The sequence below is a fragment of the Aquimarina sp. 433 genome, assembly GCF_054054605.1.
The window spans coordinates 479,355-500,485 of the sequence record NZ_JBSWZK010000001.1 but is presented as its reverse complement, the minus strand read 5'-3'; the positions used below and the strand labels follow the sequence as shown (position 1 = coordinate 500,485).

The following is a 21,131-nucleotide window of genomic DNA, read 5'->3' as shown; positions in this document are numbered from 1 at the left end:
ACTTTCATCATCTTCTTATCTTTCTTTGTATTTGGGGTTATTACATTTGTCGTCATGGAGGCAAAGATATAATGAATTGATGTCGACGGAAATAGGTGAAAATACTTGATTATGAAAATAAAAGGTCGAGATTAATCTCGACCTTTATATTTAATGAGGTTTTATTAGAAAACTATTCTTTAATTATTCGCTTAGTAGTAGAACCAGTTTCGGAATATATAGTTATTAAATATAAACCAGAAGGTATGGATGTGATATCTATAATGTTTATAATATCATTTTTATTTAGTTGTTGAGAAACAATTATTTTACCTCTAACATCAAAAATTTCTACATTTTTTAAGGCTACATTAGTTACTCTTGGTATATAAATAACGTTTTTAGAGGGTACAGGATAAATGTTTAATTCCATTTCAAGTATCTCGTCATCAGTGTTTAATAGATTGTCAAATATAATAGTAAATTGAGAAGCTATTATGTTTCCATTACCTGCTCCATCCGTAGCAACATCTGCAGCGATATCAACTGTAACTGTCCCATTTGCAATAGGAGTAATATCAAAAGTGTAGGTGTCTCCAGATCCAGTAAAATTAGTGGCATTTCCATTTCCTGTAGTTACATCGTTAATATCAAATCCTGTAACAGATTCACTAAAAGTAACGGTAACCGGAATAGGGTTGGCTCCTGTAGGTCCAGGACTTTCAGTTGATGTAATGATAACTGTTGGTGCTGGGTCAATAATAGTTACGCTTATATCAGATGAGTTCGGGCAAGTTCCTACAGTGGTATAAGTTACTGTATATGTGTTTGGTGTGGAAGCGGATACATCAATTTCTCCTGTAGAACTGTTTAGAGTTAAACCTGTTGTGGAAGAAAAGCTACCTCCAGTTACACCGGTAATTGTTGGAGTAGGGTCAGCATCAGTAGTTAGATAAGAAGCAGCAGAGTAGCTAAAGGATGCATCATCCAGCGCATTAATAGTTACGGAAGTATTCGATGAGTTCGGACAAGTTCCTGCGGTGGTATAAGTTACCGAGTATGTATTAGGAGTAGATGCTGATACATCGATTTGTCCAGTGGTAGTATTGATGCTTAAACCAGCTGTAGAAGAGAATGTTCCACCCGTAAGTCCAGTAATTGTTGGAGTAGGATCCGCATCATCTACACAATAAGTGCTTGTACTATAATTAAAAGATGGATCATCCAACGCATTAATAGTTACGGAAGTATTCGATGAGTTCGGACAAGTTCCCGCAGTGGTATAAGTTACCGTATATGTATTCGGAGTTGAAGCGGATACATCGATTTGTCCGGTAGTGGTATTGATGCTTAAACCAGCTGTAGAAGAGAATGTTCCACCTGTAAGTCCAGTAATTGTTGGAGTAGGATCCGCATCATCTACACAGTAAGCACTTACATTATAATTAAAAGACGGATCATCCAGAGCATTGATAGTTACCGATGCATTCGATGAGTTTGGGCAAGTTCCTGCGGTGGTATAAGTTACCGTATATGTATTTGGAGTTGAAGCTGAAACATCGATTTGTCCAGTAGAGGTATTGATACTTAAACCAGCTGTGGAAGAGAATGTTCCACCCGTAAGTCCAGTAATTGTTGGAGTAGGATCCGCATCATCTACACAATAAGTGCTTGTACTATAATTAAAAGATGGATCATCCAACGCATTGATAGTTACAGAAGCATTCGATGAGTTCGGACAAGTTCCTGCGGTGGTATAAGTTACCGAGTATGTATTAGGAGTAGATGCTGATACATCGATTTGTCCAGTAGTGGTATTGATACTTAAACCCGCTGTAGAAGAGAATGTTCCACCCGTAAGTCCAGTAATTGTTGGAGTAGGATCCGCATCATCTACACAATAAGTGCTTGTACTATAATTAAAAGATGGATCATCCAACGCATTAATAGTTACGGAAGTATTCGATGAGTTCGGACAAGTTCCCGCAGTGGTATAAGTTACCGTATATGTATTCGGAGTTGAAGCGGATACATCGATTTGTCCGGTAGTGGTATTGATGCTTAAACCAGCTGTAGAAGAGAATGTTCCACCTGTAAGTCCAGTAATTGTTGGAGTAGGATCCGCATCATCTACACAGTAAGCACTTACATTATAATTAAAAGACGGATCATCCAGAGCATTGATAGTTACCGATGCATTCGATGAGTTTGGGCAAGTTCCTGCGGTGGTATAAGTTACCGTATATGTATTTGGAGTTGAAGCTGAAACATCGATTTGTCCAGTAGAGGTATTGATACTTAAACCAGCTGTGGAAGAGAATGTTCCACCCGTAAGTCCAGTAATTGTTGGAGTAGGATCCGCATCATCTACACAATAAGTGCTTGTACTATAATTAAAAGATGGATCATCCAACGCATTGATAGTTACAGAAGCATTCGATGAGTTCGGACAAGTTCCTGCGGTGGTATAAGTTACCGAGTATGTATTAGGAGTAGATGCTGATACATCGATTTGTCCAGTAGTGGTATTGATACTTAAACCCGCTGTAGAAGAGAATGTTCCACCCGTAAGTCCAGTAATTGTTGGAGTAGGATCCGCATCATCTACACAATAAGCACTTGCACTATAATTAAAAGACGGATCATCCAGTGCATTGATAGTTACAGAAGCATTCGATGAGTTCGGACAAGTTCCTGCGGTGGTATAAGTTACTGTATATGTATTTGGAGTTGAAGCCGAAACATCAATCTGTCCAGTAGAGGTATTGATACTTAAACCCGCTGTGGAAGAGAATGTTCCACCCGTAAGTCCAGTAATTGTTGGAGTAGGATCCGCATCATCCACGCAATAAGTACTTGAGCTATAATTAAAAGACGGATCATCCAGCGCATTGATAGTTACAGAAGCATTCGATGAGTTCGGACAAGTTCCAGCAGTTGTATAAGTTACCGTATATGTATTAGGTGTAGAAGCAGACACATCGATTTGTCCAGTAGAGGTATTGATACTTAAACCCGCTGTGGAAGAGAATGTTCCACCGGTAAGTCCGGTAATTGTTGGAGTAGGATCCGCATCATCCACACAATAAGCGCTTGAGCTATAATTAAAAGACGGATCATCCAGCGCATTGATAGTTACTGATGCATTAGACGAATTCGGACAAGTTCCTGCGGTGGTATAAGTTACCGTATATGTATCAGGTGTAGAAGCTGAAACATCGATTTGTCCGGTAGTGGTATTGATGCTTAAACCCGCTGCGGAAGAGAATGTTCCACCCGTAAGTCCGGTAATTGTTGGAGTAGGATCCGCATCATCTACGCAATAAGTACTTGAGCTATAATTAAAGGATGCATCGTCAAGATTATTCACTGTAACGGAAACAGAGCCACAAGATCCTGGTGTTACACAACCACCTTCTCCTCTAATAAAGTAAGTTGTGGATGGTCCTGTAGGAGTCACTACAATAGAAGAGGAAGTCGTTGTACCTACTTGTGTTCCTCCACAAGAACCAGTATAAACTACCCATTGAGTAGCATCGTTTAAACTTCCGGTGATATTTAATGTTGTCGTATTGCCATTACAAACCGCTGTTGGCGAAGCAACTATTGTGGGTACGTCGGGATCGGTGCAGGCAGCAATACAATTTACAGATGGTGTTGAATATCCAGAAGGTGTAATGTCATACGCAATGTTATTATCAGATATCCAATTAGATCTGTTATTTATGGAAGCCCGAATAGTATTAGAATCACCCGATAGTGTTCCATTATATTTTGCGTTGTCAGTTTCTGTGCCAATAGCAGGAAATAGTGATATACAATCAACAGCATTGGTTAATCCGGCAGGTAATGCGGATCTTGCTGTTCCTAGCGGGACTGCTGATGGATCATTCCAAAGAGTTGTAGGATCAAGGGTAGTTGGAGATCCATTTCCATCATCACCATTGATTCCCGATATAAAAGTAGGGATGCCAGCAGGTTCTGGACCACTTGCACTATAATATGCTAAAACTTGATCACCACCAGTTAAACTCCAACCAGCACCTGATGATAAAGTGGCTGATCCGCCTCCAGTAACAGTAATTGTGTTAGCACTAGATTCGTTAAAACTAATAATGGTTCCGCAGCTAATACCACCTGTAGGTGATGTCCAGGTTAGGTGTCCCTCAGTAGTTCCTGCCCAGGTGTCTAAACTGGTATCCCAGCCTTCTTCGGTAAAATATATAATTTCTCCAGCTGGAATATCCGTTAAGGCTATTATTGTGAAATTATCATTTGTTCCTGTACCAGCATCTGTATTATATCCAATAAAAGCGATATCTCCTGCACCTAATGTTTGCGAATAGAAAATAGAACTAAATAAAAGTAATATAATACTTAGAAGTGTAGTTTTTTTCATATGTTAAGATTTGTAGTTTCACATTAATGACATAGGTAGGTGTTAAACCATCCCGTATTATTTTTTTTACTTGAACCAGTAAATGTTTTCTTGTTTAATTTTGCATAAATTGATCTTTGAGGGTGTTGTTGGTTTGTTGATTCATTATTCCAGATATAATGATCATAGCTTGTTCTGTTGTAACTGTTGTTGAAATCTATTAATCCTCTAGGCCCTTCGAGTTTAAGATGTTTAATTATTGTACTACATTCTTGTTTAGATTTGTTAAAAGTGGATCTAATTACTAATCCATTTTCATAACCAAGCAAAGCAAAAAAATCAGGACTTTTATTGAATTCCTGCCAGTATTCTTGTGTAAATAACTTGTTGGATTCTGTGTTTAATTCGGGATACCAGCTAGAAATGGTTTTGGTTGTATTAAAAACTTCAGGATATTCTTTTAGTAATGCCTCTTCTGCTGAAAAAGGGAGCATATACATTGGATGTTTTAAGTGTAATTGATTCTGTTCTAAATAAAAAGCGTGTTCTCTGGCAAATATGTTATTGTGAAATGCTATTATAGCATCAGGTTTTATTTCTGAAAAAAATCTATGCATCAGTTCACTTTCATTTTTTCTCGGATGCAGAGGCGTGATGTAATGGCCTGAAAATGAAATGTTCTCTTGGGAAATAATACTATCTAAAGCTTCAATAAAACCATAACCAGCTTCGTAATAACAAGTAGAAGTGGCCATTTTAGTCTTGTTATTTTGTAGAAGATACTCTGCTAATAACTGAAGAGAATCATATAACCCTAAAGAATTTTGAAAAACCCCATCAGGTAATTCTAAAGGATGCTTTGAGCCAAAATTTGCAGCAATTAATGTCTCCTGATTATTACCAGCAAAGTCGGTAAGTTCTTTAAAACCATAATGACCTAAAATACCAGTTGTTAAAATTACATTTTCTTGAAAACATAATTTCTGAAAAGAATTAATCAGTTGTTTAGGGTCTGATCCAGAACCAATACTTTCTATAATAAGGTTGTATTGTGTTTCTTTTAAGGCTAAATGCATACCATTTAGAAATGATTTACCCATACTAGGATATGCATTCGATTGAGGAAGTAATACACCTACTTTATTTTTTGATAACATTATTCCGATCTTGCTAATAGTTAGAGGAATTTAAATCCCTCTAACTACTCATTTTATTTTTTTAACTTCTTGATGGAAATATACCTTGCATTGCTATGCATACATACACCCCTAAAAAAGGGTTTCTTATGTTAAAACCTTGATTACCTCCTGTAATATTGGTCGTTCCAGAGATGGATACTCCTGCTAATTTATCTCCAGCGGTAGGGCTCTCTCTAAATATTTCAGGCATATTGCCGGCGGTTCCAAGACCGTTATTGCCAGCATCTGTTTCATTCGTAGCGTCAGTATTATCGGTAGTAAGTACCTCTACATTAGCTACACCATTGGTTAATGTGTGCGAATGGCTTGGCATATGAAGTTGATTTAAAGTTACAGTTTCTGAACCTCCTCGTTCTCCCCAGGAAATTGAAGATAAACCAGGACCATTTCCTACATGTACAATACTTCTTCCTCTTAGATCTGGTAAAGCAAAAGTGGTTCTACCATCTCCTCCAAAAGTAGTTCCGAGTAATGAAAAAAGTGCTGAGTTTTGGGCTATGGGTAATAACTGTCCATCGCATAACGCCCAACCACGAGGTGCAAAATTGAATCCGAAAGGTTGAATCTGTCCGATAAATGGGTCCATAATAAGTATTGTTTTTTAAAAATTAATAATTTGATATTAGTTATTTAATTGTTTGAAATCAGAGTCTTTTTTTAAAGGTTTTAGTCTATCATAATAATATTTTGAGCTGAATAAGTTTTTCAGCCAGAAACCTATATACAGTAAGACATGTAGGAAAGCTTCCGATTAGTACCGTTTTCATGATCTTTTGTTTTTATAAGCTGCCATATTCCAATGAATTCTGGGGATTTTAATCATTGAAGTGTATTCCAAAATCACCAAGAATCAAATCTAAATAGGAGATCAAAGAGAGTCAATACGTAGAAATACCTGATTTGTATAAATAGTGTTGTAGATTTCTAAAATCTAAGTATATAATTTTGGTAAAATGTTTTAACCCGCTTTATGCAATGGAACTTCGTAATGAAGCTTTGAGATACAATAAATACTGGCTTTTTCTTGATTTCAGCATAGCATCGCAATGGTTATATTAAAAAAAGTAGTGAAGCGGTAGTATTTGCAGTAGCTCAAAGATGGAATAGATTTTCTATTGTATAAAACGGGTTTAATAAAGATAGTATCAATAGAATGATTCTATGTCTGGATTTGCTGCAGAATAGTTGAAGGAAGATAGCAATCTTCTATTTTAAATAGAGGCACTTTTTTTCGTAGTCGATTACAGCCTTTCCCCTTTTTAGCACATCCGCTCCAATAATTCCATCCACGGGTGTCGCATCATGCGTCGTTAGTGCCGTGTTAACATGGGTTAAGTCAAAAAGAATTAGTGAAACGTTTTTTCTAGACCATTTACCTAATTGCAAAGTGTTTTTTTTGGAGAGTTGGGTGTGCATGTCTGTAGCACCAGCACCAGCAGCCTTAACATCACTTTCTTGTGTAAAAAGTTTAAACTTTTCTACCGCATCAAAACCAACACAAGAATTAGAGGCTCCCGTATCGACAATAAAATTTCCTTCTACGCCATTTAAAAATGCTTTTATTTCGAAATGATTGGTTTTGGTATACTCAAGTTTAATGCGGTGATACTCTTTATCAAGTAAAAATTGGCGAAGTGTGGTCATTTTAATTTTCGTCTGATCAGCAGTAAAAGTAATACAATTATAAAGAATAGAATGCTAATAATTATCCAATAACTTTTTGTTACAGGATGTTCATAAGAACCATAGTATACAAAGGAAGCCCAATAATATGGGGATTTTTGTGCATTGGTAATTTTTTTAGAAGTCAAATACTCAAGCTTTGAAGTGTGTAAACTATGTGTGTTGGAGTTCTGGTCTTTTAAGTTTTTATAGAAATAACGCATTAGTTGCGAGGTGGTTTTGTCATTAACCTTCCATAAAGAGAACAGTGTGTTTGGTATTCCTGCATATTGAAATCCTCTAGCAATACTTAATGGTCCTTCGCCTTTTGCTATAGCACCTACGCCTGTTTCGCAAGCGCTTAATACAACCAAATCAGCATCTAGTTGTAAGCCATATAATTGGTTTACTAGTATGTTTTGATCTGTAAATTGGATGGATGCTGGACTTGCAAAACTTCCTGATGCTGCATGAGTTGATAGGTGTAAAATTGTATGATCTTTTAATTGATCTATAAAATTAGCATAAGTAGCGTCTTCGTTTTTCAAAAAAGTACCATCGAAATGTTCTTCAATATGTTTTTTTTCATCTACAGAAAAAGGTAGTTCTAAGTTGGTGTTTTGGAAAACAGGAAATACACCTAAAACATTTTTCTTGAGATGGTTGCTATTTGTAGCTCTAAGATATTTATTGATAGAATTTTCATAAGTAATCATAGAGGACTTTACTAAGAAAGGCATGTTTTCAAAATTGAAAGCATCAGTTTCTTCTGTTAATAATGCTTCAAAAGGAACGAAATTTAGAAGTCCGTCTGGTATGATTAGTAACTTTTCAGAATTTGGGATTTTTAAACTTTTATATAAATTAAAACTAGCTTTGGAAAAACCATTTATATCATTAGTGATATTTGAAGCGTCGTCGAAATATTGAACGTAATCTCGGATGCTATTTTTTAAGAGTGTATTGTTTTCAATTTTAAGAATATTTAGCGTTTTTTCATTACCTGTAAATTGATAAATGTTATTTTTTCCGAAAAAATAAGAAACTAACAATAGCTTATCTTCTTTTAGCTTTTGATGAAGTTGAGGAACTGAAATAGTTTGTTGATCGGAAATTAAATTAGGATATTTTTCTTGTAGTGTTTTTGAAAGTTCTTTCAATTGTATGGAGATATTTGAATGCTGCTCACTCCATTTTTGGATTAGAGAAATATCCGCCTGATCTTTTCTTAGTTTTTCTTTTAGGATGTTGGTTTCGTATACCGCTAATTGAATATGAAGTTGTTCGTTCTTTTTGATCAAAGAATCACTTTTATATTGAAATAAAAGTCTTTTGGATACTAAAGCTTCGTTTACAAAAGGAGCCTTAGAATTTTCAGAAGCATTGAACGCTTTTTGTAGATATTCAATTTCATTGGTGTTTTGATATAATGCGTATAACAGCTCTATGTAGTTTTCAGTTCGATTTCTATTCTGACCATGTTGAATAATCTTCGTGCTTTGCAGCGGATATGCAATATTTAATTTAGAGTTTACTATAAAAGCTGCTTCTAACGATTTTATTGCTGAAATGGGATCATTTAATCGTTCATAAATATATGCTTGAGTATCTAATGTTTTTAATAAAATTTGGTCAGCAACAAGTGTTTGTTTTTTTGGAATAGCAACTTCGGAGTCATACGTAGGTAGTAAAAGAGAATGGATTTCTTTTAAGGATGCTAATGCTTCTTTGTATTCTTTTTTTGAAATGAGGATGTCTGTGTACGCTAATTGCCACTTTGCAATATCTCTGGCAGATACATTGGATTGGTCTAATAAGAGTCTTTTTGCAGTTGATAAATGTTGCTTTGCAGCCGTTGCATTATTGTTTTCTAGTGCAATAAAAGCTAGGATTTTATATGCGTTTACTTCTTTTGGGTCAATAGAAAGTACTCTTTGAGCAAGTTTTTTAGCTTTTGCGATTGCTCCTTTATCTAAATAATTTGTAGCTAAATTCGTGAGAATATTTGGGTTATTAGGTTGTATCTTTTCTGCTTTGTGTAGAATCTCAAGCGCCTTGTCATATTCACTTTGATTGTGGTAGGTAATGGATAAGTTGGTAATGGCCGAAATCATTTTTGAGATGTTTCTATTTTGTTCGGCAATGAATAAATAATTGGTAATGGTGCTTTCTGCTTTTTTTAGATCGCCGATTTTTAGATATAAATTTCCTAAAGGTTGTAAACAGTTTTCAATAATATCATAATCCTTTAAGTTATTTGTGCTGTAGGTTTTCCAAGCTTTTTCATAATGTGTTATTCCTGAAGAGATATTACCATATCTATTGTAGTAATATCCTAAATTACTGTGTATAATCACCCAGGCAAGAAGATCTTCTTTAGAAGATAGTTCTGACTCTTTGGAGGAAATGATGTTTCTAAGTTGTTCTAAGCTTTGGTTCGAAGGTTTTTCTAGGAAATTATCTAATTGGTTGTATAAAAACTCTGAAGTTTTTGTAATATCCTGCGCATAATTGACTGATCTCCCAAAAATGAGTAGCAGTATGAAAACAGTCTTTTTAAAACTTCCAAATCCCATATAATTGAATTTGAGAATTTGGTTCGTTAAGGTTGTATACATATCTAACACCTATGCTTGGACCAATTCTCACGGTTCCAAGGTTCATTCCTATAAAAACACCTGTTTGTAAATTGGTAAAGCTATCATCAATTTCAGTAGTATTAAAAGAATCTAAATCGGGATTAGGAATTATTTGATTACCATTTTCGAAGACGGTAAAACCTTGACCAGTGGTTTCCTGATCATTTGTGCTTGTTAAGTCTAATTTTAATTGAACACCAGTCCCCATAGCAAAGAAATTCGAGAAATTATATCTATAGGATGCGGGCACTGCATACACAGAAATATTAGTAAATTGATTAACCTCAGAAAAACGGATTAGGTTTACATTACCTGTAGGATCGGTAGTTCTTGTTTCAAAATTTCTTGTTTCATCATAAGAGGAAGCGGAGAACATTAATTCTGCCTGATAGTATCCTCTATAAGATTTAAAAGGAGATAAAGTTGCTCCAACAAAATATTCACTTTGATTATCTAATTCTGGTGCTGTAATATATCCTGCTTTTACTCCAATAGAAATTCCAGGCATAAAACGAGTGGTCGCATAATTTGTAATAATGGGTTCATTCTTGTCAAAATAAATGGCAGTTCTACTTTTTGTCTTTTTTTTATGAAAGTTTTTGCCAAATTTCATAGAATATTTTACAAAACCTTTGGTGGAGTCGATTTCAGAAACATTCTTTTGCTCACTTCCTGGAAGGTAGATTCTGTTAAACTTAAATATAATTTTGTCCTTTTTTAAAATAGTATCTAAGCAACTGTAATTTACCTCTCGTTCCTTTGGACAAATTGGACATTCTGGATACATATTGTCAATTTGTAATGTGGATTTATCAAACATTTCGGGTGTGTCTACCTCTAACCTTATGGTATTCGCAGGTCCTTCACCATTATTCTGAAAGCGCACTTTAAATTTTAGTCTTTTAAACCGTACCAGGCGATAATTCATTAACCAGCCATTAGATGACATTTTATTTGGGTCGTGAGAAGTAACAATTTCCATTTCGGTGTCCTTTACCGTATGATCGTCAAAATTACTATCGGGAACATAAACACTTCTTAACGTTACAATTGCACTCGTATCTTTAATCATTTCTGGAGTGGTTTTTAAGGTTCTGAAAATATTGCGCTCTTCTCCAGGCTTCATGTTATCAAACTCAATAATCTGATAATTTCTGTATAGTGCTTTTGATTCTTCTAACGTAAGTGGAAGATTTTTTCGTTTTGTAGTATCCTGTACAAAAAGAGTTTGCTGATAGGATGAGTAATTACTATTAGATGCTAATAAAGTGTGGTCGTTATTCGATTCAAGGTTCATAGAAATGGCGTCTAACGGAATGATACGTTCACCATGATGTAATCTTGTATCTTCAATAATAAAGTTATCGTTTTTGAACTGTCTATCATTGTAAAACAGGTACATTTTTCCACTTGATATATAATTATTATTGTTTTTATAACTCGTGATAAATACCATTTCCTGATCAGGAATAGGTTCTCTGTTTCTTTTTAAAATAAGATCTTCATCTTCTAAGAAAGATGTAGTGTTGTTGTTTATGGAGGCTTCGTCGGTTTGATCTGAGTCATCAGTAATAGTTACTGATTTAGGTCTACTAGTTGGAGGTTTTCCGTTGTCGTAATTATTAGTAGCCCATAGCTTTACTTCGTAAGAACCCTTTTTTTTAAAGGAATTGGTTGGCTTTTTTTTAAAACTATAATTACCATCACCAAATTCCCAATAGTAAGAATAGAAGGCTTTTGGTGCACCAGCTATTTGATTAAGTGGCGGCATCGTTGCATTATATCTAACCTGATTACCTTCAATTTCATATGATATTGGAGCGATTCTAGGAATCGTATCATATAATGCGATTTGTCCTGGACAGAAATAGGGTAATAGTATCAGAAGTAATAAAGCCGAAAATCTCTTCATGTTCTTTTGTTAGTGTTAATAAAGATAAACAAAAAGTTATATGCGATATATGACGGTAATTAGTCAATAAAAATTCCGGAAGGTAAACCTCCGGAATTTTTTCTGAAATTTGCTGTAACCCCCATTACCTAATTCGCATATTCCAGTGTGAGATTTGTTTACGGGAGATCGTTTATTAGAGCTACTAATCCCGCTTCGGTAGTAGTGCTTGTTGTTTCAATTGTTTCTAAGTGATCTTCTTCGATGGTTGTTCCCTGAATCGCATATACGTATTCATCGTTCTGAACGGATACAAAGATGATGTGTACTTCTAATCCTATTGGTACTAATCCATAATGTTCAGAAAACAGTCCAGTTTCTGGATCGTAGATGTCTAGTAATGCTAATGCAGTTGGTTCTCCATCATAGGATACGTACACATTGCAGTTGGTGTTATCAAAACCTTCTGGAACATCTACTTGCAGCATGGTTTTAGGTCTTGGGTCATTATACCAACGGTCAATGTTTGTCCATCCAAAATTGCTTATAAAACCTCCATAACCACTTACACCTTGTCCATTAGGTCCTTCTCTTTGCATGGGCTCCAAACCTCCTTGTTCATCTTCTTCCCATACAATATCACATTGCATTTCATCTCCATCACAATCATTATCCTGCCCATTAAATAATCGCATATCATCATTAAATTCATCTGCTGGAGCAAAAAGCATAAAATCGTTAACAAGTTGCAGTTGTTCTCCGTTTTGAGTGGCGTTTACATAAAATTCTCCACCGGAAACCAATGTTTCTATATCACCATTAGGGCGTTTTCCGTTGGTAGGCATTTTAGTAAGTAGCATTTTTGCTTTATCGTAGATTTCAATCAATTCAATAGTAACGGTTCCGGTAACGGGACTTCCGCTATCATCTACGATACTATTTGGAGGAAAATAAAGGATCGTACCTTCTAATCCATAGATTTCTCCAGTTCCACCACCATTTAGTGTAAATGTTTGTAGCGCTTCTTCTCGATTTTCTGTAATCTCTGTTTCTAATTCTAGTCCTCCTAAAGTAGGAGTAGCTAAGATAATGTCATTGTCATCATTTTTACTACAGCTTGCTAATAGCAGTATTATGAAACCTAAAAATAAAATTTGTATCGTCTTTCGGTTTGCATGCTTACTATTATTAGACAATGCAATTGTTCTACTATTGTTTTTCATTTTTTTCTAATTTTAATGGTGCTTTTTAAATTATTACACTCGTTGTTTACATCTTCATATCAATACCTGTTGTTTTTTGTTACCCTTTTTTTAAAAACTTTTTTAAATTAGTTGCATAGACCAATCTTTTTTATGGGAAATAACAAGGTTCACGCAGATCAAAAATATATCGAAGCTCTTTTGAAGAATGATACGCTAGTATTGAAAGAGATCTACGAAAAATTTGCTCCTAAAGTAGTTGGGTATATTAAAAAGAATAGTGGGGATGAATCTAAGGCTCAAGATATTATTCAAGAAACATTGATGACAATTTATGCTCAGGCCAAAGAAAAGAAATTGGTGCTCACTTGCCCTTTCGATGCCTACTTTTTTTTGTTGTGTAAAAGAAAATGGTTGAATGAATTAAAAAAGAATAATAAACAAAAGGTAACAATTAATGAAGAGATCGTATCTAAAGGTGACGAGAGTGAACAATACGCAAATGAAACCATGATTTTTGAAGCTAGGAATGAACTGTTTTCAGAGATTTTCGAACAACTAGGAAAGGCTTGTAAAGAATTATTGAAGGCTACATTTACCATAAAGTCAATGGAAGATGTTGCTTCAAAATTGGGAAAATCTTATGGATATGTTCGTAAAAAGAAGTCTTTGTGTATTGGTCAGTTGACCAAAATGGTTCAGAGCTCTCCAAAGTATAATCAAATAAAAAACTTGTTATGACCCCAGAAGAAAAATACGAGCTTTTTGAACGAAAAATTAGTAATGAAATCTCTAGAGAGGAGGACCAATTGTTATCTCAGATAATTGAAGATGATCAGGCTATCGCCGAAGAATTTAAAACCTATCAGGAATGGAATTCATATTTATCATCTAACCTTGGTTTAGATACAGAGAAAGCACAACTTGCGAATAATCTAAAGAATATATCTGATACCTTCTTTACTAAAGAAACTCAAAAAACAAAGTCTAAGGTAATAAAGATGCCTTCTTGGGGATATGCGGTTGCTGCCAGTGTATTAGTTCTTCTTGGAGTTTATACCTTTACCAAGAGTACAACACCTATATATAATGATTTTGTTTCGATACCTGAGTTGTCAATAAGTGAGAGAGCTGATACCAATGAAATAGGTAAAAAAGCAGAAGAAGCTTTTAATTCCAATAATTATAAAGAAGCTGAGGTGTTTCTTAATCAATTATTAGAAGAAGATAAGTCGAACTCAGAGTATCTATTTTACTACGGAATATCTTTGGTAGAATTGGATGAGTTTGAGAAGGCGTCAGAAGTTTTTACAACATTACAAAACGGAACATCAATATATAAATATAGGGCCATCTGGTTTGAAGCTCTGAATCAATTAAAACAAAAAAATACAGATAGGTGTAAAGTGCTATTAGAATTAATCCCCAAAGAAGCACAAGATTATCAAACAGCTCAAGAGTTACTTGAGGAATTGTAAAATAATTCAGAATTGTTTACTGAAAAATGTTAATTAGTTATTAATAACGTAATAATAATCTTGTTTTTGTGTAATTATTAATATTGTGTCGCCACTAAAAGGTAGAATGTTTTAATAATTATGAGTTATGAATGGATATAGATCAGTACCAGCTGTTGAGAAAGAAGATATTAAATTTTTGCGTTTTCCTAATCAAGAAGTGCTTCGTGATAAAAAAGACAAGTATTGTAGATCAATAAATGTAGAAAGGGCTATGCGCTTAGGAAACTTGGAACATGAAAAAGTAAGAATAATTTTTGCTGATGATCAAGGAGCAAAAAAGGTAGAAACTACTATATGGGGAGTAACAGAAAAGGCTGTTATTCTAAAACAATCTACAATTATACCCTTAAGAAGAATTATAAGTGTAAACTAATCACTTATTTCTTTTAAAAAGCTAAAAATGTGCGTGCAAAATTTAATTACTTTTGCCGCATGATACTTACAGATACACATACACACATATATAGTGAGTCCTTTGATGAAGATCAAGAGGAGATGATGCAAAGAGCCATGGCGGCTGGAGTAAAAAGATTCTTTGTTCCGGCGATTGACTCTGAGTATACAAAATCTATGTATGAGATAGAAGAGAAGTACCCAGAAAATGTATTTCTAATGATGGGTCTACATCCTACACATGTAAAAGAGAACTATAAAGAAGAATTACTACATGTAGAGGGGGAACTAAGTAAACGATTAGATCACGATAATGATCTAAATTTTTACGCCGTAGGAGAAATTGGGATAGATTTATATTGGGATAAAACTTTTCTTGTACAACAACAGGAAGCATTTAGATATCAAATACAGTTAGCTAAAAAATATAAATTGCCTATTGTGATTCATTGTAGGGAGGCTTTTGATGAAGTTTTTGAAGTATTAGAATCAGAAAAAGGGCCAGATTTGTTTGGAATTTTTCATTGTTTTACGGGTACAATCGAACAAGCACATAAAGCTATTGATTGTAATATGAAACTCGGTATTGGAGGTGTGGTTACTTTCAAAAATGGAAAAATTGATAAGTTCTTACATGAATTTTCATTAGATCATATAGTTTTAGAAACAGATGCTCCTTATTTGGCGCCTACGCCTTACAGAGGAAAAAGGAATGAAAGTTCTTACTTGATTCAGGTGGTAGATAAATTATCTGAAATCTATAATATATCTGCAGAAGAGATAGCTGCAATTACTACACAAAATTCAAAAGATATATTTGGAATCTAGAATATGTTTTTAATTTAAATTTTGTTCATTTGTTAGGTCTTATAAATAAAGGTAAGCAATGAAGAACTCTCCTAATATATTATTGATTTATACGGGTGGAACCATTGGTATGGTGAAGAATTTTGAAACGGGTGCATTGGTAGCTTTTAACTTCGATGAACTCCTGTTAAGGATTCCCGAATTAAGACAATTGTCTTGTAATATAGAAACAGTTAGTTTTAAAGAACCGATCGATTCTTCAGATATGGATGTAGACCGATGGAGAGAATTAGGGGATATAATCAATGAACATTATAATTCTTATGATGGTTTTGTAGTGTTGCATGGGAGTGATACAATGTCGTATACAGCTTCTGCTATCAGTTTTATGTTTGAAAATTTAGGGAAACCTATCATATTTACAGGATCCCAATTGCCAATTGGAGATTTAAGAACAGATGCTAAGGAAAATTTAATTACAGCAGTTCAGATTGCTGCTTTACAGAATAAAGGTAAGCCAGTTGTTACAGAAGTAGGATTGTATTTTGAATATAAGTTACTACGAGCAAATAGAACTACCAAAATAAATGCTGAACATTTTGAAGCTTTTCAATCACTGAATTATCCCGCTTTAGTGGAGTCTGGTGTACATTTAAAGGTGCATACTTCTTTTTTGCGAGAAGTAAATCGTAGAAAGAAAATGGTTTATCATACTCATTTTGATAATAATATAGTGGTGATAAAGATGTTTCCAGGTATTAATGAAGCTATTCTGAAGGGTATATTTGCTTCAGAAACTATAAAAGGAATTATTCTGGAAACTTATGGATCTGGTAATACTACTACAAAACCATGGTTTTTGAAGCTTATTTCTGATCTAATTAAAAAGGGAATTCCGGTTGTAAATGTAACTCAGTGTGCTGGCGGAAGTGTAGAAATGGGTAAATACGATACTAGCGTAGCTTTGAAAAAAGCAGGTGTTATCTCAGGAAAAGACATAACTACAGAAGCAGCTTTGGCAAAACTGATGTATTTATTGGGAGAAAAATTACCGCTTAAAGTGCTCAAAACCATTTATGAAACCTCTCTGCGCGGCGAAATGTCAGAAAATTAACGCCTCAAATTTTAGTAGTTAACATTTTTTTTGTTATTTGCTCAACCATTTTGGGCAAACATTTATAGAGAGGTGGCCGAGTGGTCGAAGGCGCACGCCTGGAAAGTGTGTATACGTCAAAAGCGTATCGAGGGTTCGAATCCCTTCCTCTCTGCATTATTATTAAAATTATAATGGATATTATAATATTTTTTTATCTTTAACCCTTTAACTAATTAAAATTAAGAATCAGCGCAATGAAAAGACTATTTTCTATTCTGGCAATCGCAACAGTAATGGCTTTCGGAAATATACAAGCAGCTACTGCTCCAGCCCAGTTAACGACAAACGTGCAATTATTAATTGCTCCAATAACAACAACTATTCAAGCAGAAGAAGCTGCTGCTGAAGAACCAGAATCCTTTCACCAAAATCTTAAAAAACGTTTTATAGAAGGAGGTCCTAGTTTCATGGGAATCGTTCTTTTATGTTTGATTTTAGGTCTTGCGATCGCAATTGAGAGAATTATCTTTTTGAATTTATCTACTACTAATAGTAAGAAACTACAACAAAATGTAGAAGACGCTTTAAATAGTGGTGGAGTAGAAGCAGCTAAAGAAGTTTGTAGAAATACAAAAGGACCAGTTGCATCTATCTATTATCAGGGTCTTGACAGAGCTGATGAGAGCATAGACGCTGCAGAAAAGGCAGTTGTTGCTTACGGTGGTGTTCAAATGGGACAATTAGAAAAGAATGTTTCTTGGGTATCATTATTTATCGCTCTTGCTCCAATGCTTGGGTTCATGGGTACGGTAATCGGTATGATTGACGCATTCGATAAGATTGAAGCGGCAGGAGATATGCAACCATCATTAGTAGCAGGAGGTATTAAAGTAGCACTTCTTACTACGGTATTTGGACTTATTGTTGCAATTATCCTACAGGTATTCTATAACTACATTATCGCTAAGATCGATAGTATTGTAAATGATATGGAAGATGCATCGATTACTTTAATCGATATGTTGGTAGCTTACAAAAACAAGAAGTAATAAGAGTTTTAAAAGACTTTCATAGTCAAAAAAATTAAAACATTTATTATTTAAAAATAGAGTTGTTGTATTTAAACGACTCGTTATAAAACATAAGTCACATGAAAATTTCAAAAATATTATCATATGTTGTACTAGCGGTAGGTGCAATAGGTGCGGTATTGTTATTTCTAATGAATGGTAACTTTACAACACTTATGGATAACTATGGTATCACGGAAGCTAAAGATTTGGTGAAAGACACTTCATCATCTGCTTTTGCAGAAGCTACTTCTTTAGTTAGTCCTATGTATAACCTTACACTAGTAATTTTTGTAATCATTATTATCGCTACATTGATTGCAGTTTTTTCAGCTTTAGCAAAAAATCCAGCTGGTCTAAAGAAAGCAGGAATTGGTATTGTTGCTTTCTTAGTAGTAATTGGTATTGGATATGCAATGGCAAAAGGTGTAGAAACGCCTATGAAAGATGGAGAAGTTCTTTCTGCTAGCGGTTCTAAATGGGTAGGAACGGGTATTTACGCTTTCTACTTTCTAGCAGCAATTGCTGTTGGTTTAATGATTTTATCAGGAGTTAAAAAATTAATAGGTAAATAATATGGCAAGAAGATCAGCACCAGAAGTGAATGCGGGATCTATGGCGGATATTGCGTTTTTACTTCTTATATTCTTTCTGGTTACTACAACCATTGATACAGATAGAGGTATTAGTCGTAAGTTACCACCGCCATTGGATGAGACCGTAGAACCTCCAATTCTTAAGCAAAAAAATATTTTTGTGGTAGAATTAAATAAAAATAATGATCTTTTAGTAGAGGAGGCGCCAATGCAGTTGAGTGAATTGCGTGCTGCAGCTGTTGCTTTTCTAGATAATGGAGGAGGAACTGGTGATGAAGCTTGTAGCTATTGCAAAGGAGAAAGAAGTCCAAGCTCTTCAGATAATCCTGAAAAAGCGGTGATTTCACTTCGTAATAACAGAGAAACAAGTTATGCAGCGTATATTGCTGTTCAGAACGAGTTGGTAGCAGCATATACTGAATTGCGTAATAGAGAATCTGAACGTCTATACGGTAAATCTTTCCAGCAAATGGAAGAAGAACTTAAGGATGTGAATTATTCTGGTAGTAAGGATAGGCTTAAGGATCAGATTAAGCAAATTCAGTTAATGTATCCAGAAAAACTTTCTGAGGCAGAACCAAAGAAATAATAGTATAAACGTAAAAACGAAATTATGTCTAAATTTAAAAAGAAAAAAGGTGGTGAACTACCTGCTATTTCTACAGCATCGTTACCAGATATCGTATTTATGTTATTATTCTTTTTTATGGTTGCTACGGTAATGAGAGAGAATAATCTAAAAATCGAGAATAGACTTCCTCAAGCAGACCAGACTGAAAAATTAGATAAGAAAAACCTAGTAATGTATATTTACGCTGGTAAACCTAGTTCTAGATACGCTGCAAGTGCAGGTACTCAGGCTAGAATCCAGTTAAACGACAAATTTGCTGAGGTTAGTGATATCAAACCTTTTATATTAGCTGAGAGAGCTGCTAAAAGAGAAGAAGAGGTGCCATTCCTTATTACTGCTTTAAAAGTAGACGGTGATACTAATATGGGTCTTGTAGGTGATATTAAAAAAGAACTTAGAGAAGTTCAAGCGCTAAAAATAAATTATACTACAAGAGAAGGTGCCGCAACTGGAAACTTTCAATAAAGGTTAAAGACTTTATATTAAAAAATCCCGCTAAAAAGCGGGATTTTTTGTTTACATAGGTTTCTTATATAGAAACTGTTTTCTTCGAACAAACTCTATCCTTAGATTTTCATGCTAATGATACTGAGAAGTCAATATTTAAAATTTCTACATAGACTTGCCACTATGGCATAACAATTGTTGCAAATAAAGAAGACTGTGATCTACTAATTACATCAATATCTAACCTTCCAAGCCACGTGATATTGAAATAATGGAGTTATCGGTTTTATTGTTGGTGGATACTATTTCAGTATCACCATAAGATTTATATATACTTTGTGTATAGATCTAGTTTATCCATTTTGTTTTCAGATATACATATCACTTCGAGTTCGCAGTAATTGATTTAGTAGGTAATTATTAACTAAATATGAATTATTATGGCTAGAAGATTAGCACCAGAAGTGAACGCAGGTTCCATGGCAGACATTGCCTTTTTATTATTGATCTTTTTTTTAGTGAGTACCACTATCCAAACAGATTATGGAATTAGCAGGAAGCTACCACCACCTCCAGAAGAATCAACAACTGGTAGTGTCATGGTAAAGGAGAAAAACCTTTTTAGGGTAGAGTTAAATCAACTGAATGAGTTGTTTGTTGAAAAAAAGCGATTAGAACTAAAGGATTTAAGAGCAGCGGCAATTGCTTTTTTGGATAATGGAGGTGGGGAATTAGATCAATATTGTTCTTATTGTAAAGGAGCTCATGATCCTAAGTCCTCTGATAATCCTAATAAAGCGATTATTTCTCTTATTAATAATAGAGAAACTAATTACGAAGCCTATATCGCAGTACAGAATGAATTGGTTGCTGCTTATACCGAATTAAGAAATAGAGAAGCAACAAGATTGTATGGAATGACTTTTACCTTAATGAAAGATTATTTAAAAGACCCTAACTATTCTGGGGATAAAGATAGACTTAAACAACAAATTGAAGAGGTTAGAGGTATGTATCCAGAGAAGCTTTCAGAAGCGGAACCATTGACAGCAGAATTATAAATAATTAAAAACATCCATATGTCTATATTTAAGAAAAAAGAAAAAGAGGGTATGCCAGCTATATCTACAGCATCACTACCCGATATCGTGTTTATGCTATTGTTCTTCTTTATGGTGGCAACAGTAATGAGAAAGGATACATTAATAGTTAAGAATGAATTGCCATTTGCGGATCAAATAGAGAAATTAGATCGTAAAAATATGGTCATACATATCTATGCCGGAAAACCAAGTTCTCGGTATAAAAATGTAGGATCTGAAGCTAAAATTCAGCTAAACGATAAGTTTGCAAACATTAAAGATATTCAACCCTTTGTATTGGAAGAGATAAAGTCTAAACCGAAGGAATTGCAGCCCTATTTAACAACTGCTTTAAAAGTGGATAAAGATACTAAAATGGGGCTAGTTGGAGATATTAAGAAAGAACTGAGAAATGTTCGTATGCTTAAGATTAATTACACTACCAGAAGTGGAGAAGCTACAAATAATTTGAAATAAAAACCTATTAAATATTTATAAGAATTCCATGAGTATTCGTGGAATTCTTATTCTTTTTCTAA

18 protein-coding genes and 1 tRNA gene are annotated in these 21,131 nt (G+C 34.4%); 12 read left to right on the top strand and 7 right to left on the bottom strand.

Features of this window, described 5'->3' with window-relative positions:
• Window positions 1-172: 172 nt before the first annotated feature.
• The 7 genes from ACWNT5_RS02210 to ACWNT5_RS02180 form a co-directional block, all read right to left on the bottom strand.
• Window positions 173-4,378, bottom strand: a complete 4,206-nt coding sequence (locus ACWNT5_RS02210; RefSeq protein ID WP_456516470.1) for a T9SS type A sorting domain-containing protein — start codon at window positions 4,376-4,378, stop codon at window positions 173-175.
• Window positions 4,379-4,401: 23 nt separating this feature from the next.
• Window positions 4,402-5,514: an ABC transporter substrate-binding protein gene (locus ACWNT5_RS02205; RefSeq protein ID WP_299603723.1), complete on the bottom strand. Its 1,113-nt coding sequence runs from the start codon at window positions 5,512-5,514 to the stop codon at window positions 4,402-4,404.
• A 61-nt stretch (window positions 5,515-5,575) separates the two neighbouring features.
• Window positions 5,576-6,142 carry a phage tail protein gene (locus ACWNT5_RS02200; RefSeq protein WP_299603720.1) on the bottom strand — a complete coding sequence of 189 codons (567 nt, stop codon included), beginning with the start codon at window positions 6,140-6,142 and terminating at the stop codon, window positions 5,576-5,578.
• A gap of 620 nt (window positions 6,143-6,762) precedes the next feature.
• Window positions 6,763-7,200: a retropepsin-like aspartic protease gene (locus ACWNT5_RS02195; protein WP_299603717.1), complete on the bottom strand. Its 438-nt coding sequence runs from the start codon at window positions 7,198-7,200 to the stop codon at window positions 6,763-6,765.
• A complete protein-coding gene (locus ACWNT5_RS02190) occupies window positions 7,197-9,794 on the bottom strand; it encodes a CHAT domain-containing protein (RefSeq protein WP_456516469.1) in 2,598 nt (865 codons plus the stop codon). Before ACWNT5_RS02190 ends, ACWNT5_RS02195 begins: the two co-directional genes overlap by 4 nt.
• Window positions 9,775-11,769 (bottom strand): PKD domain-containing protein, encoded by a 1,995-nt coding sequence (locus ACWNT5_RS02185; protein ID WP_456516468.1) that lies wholly within the window; start codon window positions 11,767-11,769, stop codon window positions 9,775-9,777. Before ACWNT5_RS02185 ends, ACWNT5_RS02190 begins: the two co-directional genes overlap by 20 nt.
• Before the next feature lie 158 nt (window positions 11,770-11,927).
• Window positions 11,928-12,971: a hypothetical protein gene (locus ACWNT5_RS02180; RefSeq protein WP_456516467.1), complete on the bottom strand. Its 1,044-nt coding sequence runs from the start codon at window positions 12,969-12,971 to the stop codon at window positions 11,928-11,930.
• A 132-nt stretch (window positions 12,972-13,103) separates the two neighbouring features.
• Here ACWNT5_RS02180 and ACWNT5_RS02175 point away from each other — a divergent pair, with 132 nt between their 5' ends.
• From ACWNT5_RS02175 to ACWNT5_RS02120, 12 genes are all read left to right on the top strand, one after another.
• A complete protein-coding gene (locus tag ACWNT5_RS02175) occupies window positions 13,104-13,691 on the top strand; it encodes an RNA polymerase sigma factor (protein ID WP_456516466.1) in 588 nt (195 codons plus the stop codon).
• Window positions 13,688-14,428, top strand: coding sequence for a hypothetical protein (locus tag ACWNT5_RS02170; RefSeq protein ID WP_456516465.1), 741 nt, complete (start codon window positions 13,688-13,690; stop codon window positions 14,426-14,428). Before ACWNT5_RS02175 ends, ACWNT5_RS02170 begins: the two co-directional genes overlap by 4 nt.
• 127 nt (window positions 14,429-14,555) lie before the next feature.
• Window positions 14,556-14,843, top strand: a complete 288-nt coding sequence (locus tag ACWNT5_RS02165; RefSeq protein ID WP_299894841.1) for a hypothetical protein — start codon at window positions 14,556-14,558, stop codon at window positions 14,841-14,843.
• A gap of 59 nt (window positions 14,844-14,902) precedes the next feature.
• Window positions 14,903-15,691 (top strand): TatD family hydrolase, encoded by a 789-nt coding sequence (locus tag ACWNT5_RS02160; RefSeq protein ID WP_456516464.1) that lies wholly within the window; start codon window positions 14,903-14,905, stop codon window positions 15,689-15,691.
• Between the two features lie 58 nt (window positions 15,692-15,749).
• On the top strand, window positions 15,750-16,784 hold the full coding sequence (locus tag ACWNT5_RS02155) for an asparaginase (protein ID WP_299603698.1): 1,035 nt from the start codon (window positions 15,750-15,752) through the stop codon (window positions 16,782-16,784).
• Window positions 16,785-16,850: 66 nt separating this feature from the next.
• Window positions 16,851-16,938: transfer RNA gene (locus tag ACWNT5_RS02150), tRNA-Ser, on the top strand.
• Window positions 16,939-17,020: 82 nt separating this feature from the next.
• Window positions 17,021-17,815, top strand: coding sequence for a MotA/TolQ/ExbB proton channel family protein (locus ACWNT5_RS02145; RefSeq protein WP_299603695.1), 795 nt, complete (start codon window positions 17,021-17,023; stop codon window positions 17,813-17,815).
• A gap of 101 nt (window positions 17,816-17,916) precedes the next feature.
• Complete coding sequence (locus ACWNT5_RS02140) at window positions 17,917-18,411, top strand: phosphoethanolamine transferase domain-containing protein (protein WP_299603692.1); 495 nt, start codon at window positions 17,917-17,919, stop codon at window positions 18,409-18,411.
• Between the two features lies 1 nt (window position 18,412).
• Window positions 18,413-19,021, top strand: a complete 609-nt coding sequence (locus tag ACWNT5_RS02135; protein ID WP_299603690.1) for an ExbD/TolR family protein — start codon at window positions 18,413-18,415, stop codon at window positions 19,019-19,021.
• 24 nt (window positions 19,022-19,045) lie between these two features.
• Window positions 19,046-19,528: an ExbD/TolR family protein gene (locus tag ACWNT5_RS02130; RefSeq protein WP_299603687.1), complete on the top strand. Its 483-nt coding sequence runs from the start codon at window positions 19,046-19,048 to the stop codon at window positions 19,526-19,528.
• A gap of 422 nt (window positions 19,529-19,950) precedes the next feature.
• Complete coding sequence (locus ACWNT5_RS02125) at window positions 19,951-20,571, top strand: ExbD/TolR family protein (RefSeq protein ID WP_456516463.1); 621 nt, start codon at window positions 19,951-19,953, stop codon at window positions 20,569-20,571.
• Window positions 20,572-20,589: 18 nt separating this feature from the next.
• Entirely contained in the window at window positions 20,590-21,069 is a 480-nt protein-coding gene (locus ACWNT5_RS02120; protein WP_456516462.1) for an ExbD/TolR family protein, read from the top strand.
• The last annotated feature ends 62 nt before the right edge of the window (window positions 21,070-21,131 follow it).

Coding starts and splice junctions, on each gene's coding strand:
- ACWNT5_RS02210 (WP_456516470.1), bottom strand. CDS start 4,378: ATGAAAAAAACTACACTTCTAAGTATTATATTACTTTTATTTAGTTCT.
- ACWNT5_RS02205 (WP_299603723.1), bottom strand. CDS start 5,514: ATGTTATCAAAAAATAAAGTAGGTGTATTACTTCCTCAATCGAATGCA.
- ACWNT5_RS02200 (WP_299603720.1), bottom strand. CDS start 6,142: ATGGACCCATTTATCGGACAGATTCAACCTTTCGGATTCAATTTTGCA.
- ACWNT5_RS02195 (WP_299603717.1), bottom strand. CDS start 7,200: ATGACCACACTTCGCCAATTTTTACTTGATAAAGAGTATCACCGCATT.
- ACWNT5_RS02190 (WP_456516469.1), bottom strand. CDS start 9,794: ATGGGATTTGGAAGTTTTAAAAAGACTGTTTTCATACTGCTACTCATT.
- ACWNT5_RS02185 (WP_456516468.1), bottom strand. CDS start 11,769: ATGAAGAGATTTTCGGCTTTATTACTTCTGATACTATTACCCTATTTC.
- ACWNT5_RS02180 (WP_456516467.1), bottom strand. CDS start 12,971: ATGAAAAACAATAGTAGAACAATTGCATTGTCTAATAATAGTAAGCAT.
- ACWNT5_RS02175 (WP_456516466.1), top strand. CDS start 13,104: ATGGGAAATAACAAGGTTCACGCAGATCAAAAATATATCGAAGCTCTT.
- ACWNT5_RS02170 (WP_456516465.1), top strand. CDS start 13,688: ATGACCCCAGAAGAAAAATACGAGCTTTTTGAACGAAAAATTAGTAAT.
- ACWNT5_RS02165 (WP_299894841.1), top strand. CDS start 14,556: ATGAATGGATATAGATCAGTACCAGCTGTTGAGAAAGAAGATATTAAA.
- ACWNT5_RS02160 (WP_456516464.1), top strand. CDS start 14,903: ATGATACTTACAGATACACATACACACATATATAGTGAGTCCTTTGAT.
- ACWNT5_RS02155 (WP_299603698.1), top strand. CDS start 15,750: ATGAAGAACTCTCCTAATATATTATTGATTTATACGGGTGGAACCATT.
- ACWNT5_RS02145 (WP_299603695.1), top strand. CDS start 17,021: ATGAAAAGACTATTTTCTATTCTGGCAATCGCAACAGTAATGGCTTTC.
- ACWNT5_RS02140 (WP_299603692.1), top strand. CDS start 17,917: ATGAAAATTTCAAAAATATTATCATATGTTGTACTAGCGGTAGGTGCA.
- ACWNT5_RS02135 (WP_299603690.1), top strand. CDS start 18,413: ATGGCAAGAAGATCAGCACCAGAAGTGAATGCGGGATCTATGGCGGAT.
- ACWNT5_RS02130 (WP_299603687.1), top strand. CDS start 19,046: ATGTCTAAATTTAAAAAGAAAAAAGGTGGTGAACTACCTGCTATTTCT.
- ACWNT5_RS02125 (WP_456516463.1), top strand. CDS start 19,951: ATGGCTAGAAGATTAGCACCAGAAGTGAACGCAGGTTCCATGGCAGAC.
- ACWNT5_RS02120 (WP_456516462.1), top strand. CDS start 20,590: ATGTCTATATTTAAGAAAAAAGAAAAAGAGGGTATGCCAGCTATATCT.